The sequence below is a fragment of the Kitasatospora sp. NPDC057198 genome (genome assembly GCF_042670125.1).
In the GTDB taxonomy this organism is placed as follows: domain Bacteria; phylum Actinomycetota; class Actinomycetes; order Streptomycetales; family Streptomycetaceae; genus Kitasatospora.
This window is the reverse complement of the sequence record NZ_JBHUWH010000842.1, coordinates 1-1,561: the sequence shown is the minus strand read 5'-3', so window position 1 is coordinate 1,561 and position 1,561 is coordinate 1. Positions and strand designations below refer to the sequence as shown.

Below are 1,561 nucleotides of genomic sequence, written 5' to 3'. Positions count from 1 at the left end.
GTGTCCGGGCCCGTTCGCGTTCCGCCGTACCGGCAGCGCGAGTTCGGCCTGCTCACCGCGCCCACCCTGCGCTCACAGCGAACAGTTCTGCGTGGGGGATTCAGCGGCGGGGCCTGCGCGTTAGGGTCGGTGGACAGCGACACACACGCAGATCGACTGAGCAGGTGGCTAAGTGACGTTCCCGCAGATGCAGATGCCTGGCCCGATGGCACCGCACGCCGCCGGCGGCGACGTGGGTGGCGGCCTGGGCGACCAGGTCTACAACCGGCTGCTCAACGAGCGCATCATCTTCCTCGGCCAGCAGGTCGACGACGACATCGCCAACAAGATCACCGCCCAGCTGCTGCTGCTCGCGGCGGACCCCGAGAAGGACATCTACCTCTACATCAACTCCCCGGGTGGATCCATCTCGGCCGGCATGGCGATCTACGACACCATGCAGTACATCAAGAACGACGTGGTCACCATCGCGATGGGCATGGCGGCGTCGATGGGCCAGTTCCTGCTGACCGCGGGCGCCAAGGGCAAGCGCTTCTCGCTGCCGAACGCCAACATCCTGATGCACCAGCCCTCCGCGGGCCTCGGCGGCTCCGCCACCGACATCCGGATCCAGGCCGAGCAGCTGCTGCGCACCAAGAAGCGGATGTCGGAGCTCATCGCCTTCCACAGCGGCCAGTCCTTCGAGCAGATCACCGCGGACTCCGACCGCGACCGCTGGTTCACCCCGGAGGAGGCCAAGGCGTACGGCCTGATCGACGAGATCATGCACAGCGCCGCGGACGTCCCCGGCGGCGGCGGCACCGGCGCCGGCCTGGCCGGCTGACCGGCAACGCACCCCTGACCGCACGCTTCGGAGGACCAGAAACCATGAACATCCCCAGCCTGTCGGGCGCCAAGGCCCGCCTGGAGGACATGCGCGCCGAGGGCCGCTACATCGTCCCGCGCTTCGTCGAGCGCACCTCGCAGGGCATCCGCGAGTACGACCCGTACGCCAAGCTGTTCGAGGAGCGCATCATCTTCCTCGGCTCGCAGGTGGACGACGTCTCGGCGAACGACATCATGGCGCAGCTGATCTGCCTGGAGTCGATGGACCCGGACCGGGACATCTCGCTCTACATCAACTCGCCCGGCGGCTCGTTCACCGCGCTGACCGCGATCTACGACACCATGCAGTTCGTGAAGCCGGACATCCAGACGGTCTGCATGGGCCAGGCCGCCTCGGCCGCCGCGGTGATCCTGGCCGCGGGCACCCCCGGCAAGCGCCTCGCGCTGCCGAACGCCCGGGTGCTGATCCACCAGCCGTACACCGAGACCGGCCGCGGCCAGGTGTCGGACCTGGAGATCCAGGCCAAGGAGATCTTCCGGATGCGCGAGCAGCTGGAGACCATGCTGGCCAAGCACTCGACCAAGTCGGTCGACCAGGTCCGCGAGGACATCGAGCGGGACAAGATCCTCACCGCCGAGGAGTCGCTGGAGTACGGGCTGATCGACCAGATCGTCTCGACCCGGAAGAACTCGTACACCGACTGACCCGCCGCCCCGGGGTGGTGCGTACGTGACG

The 1,561-nt window shown here is 67.8% G+C and carries 2 protein-coding genes; both read left to right on the top strand.

The window, feature by feature from the left end; all coding sequences use genetic code 11:
* The first annotated feature begins 193 nt into the window (after nt 1-193).
* Nucleotides 194-823, top strand: a complete 630-nt coding sequence (locus ACFUEL_RS39540) for an ATP-dependent Clp protease proteolytic subunit (RefSeq protein ID WP_380243035.1) — start codon at nt 194-196, stop codon at nt 821-823.
* A gap of 44 nt (nt 824-867) precedes the next feature.
* Entirely contained in the window at nt 868-1,530 is a 663-nt protein-coding gene (locus ACFUEL_RS39535) for an ATP-dependent Clp protease proteolytic subunit (RefSeq protein WP_380243034.1), read from the top strand.
* Nucleotides 1,531-1,561: the final 31 nt, after the last annotated feature.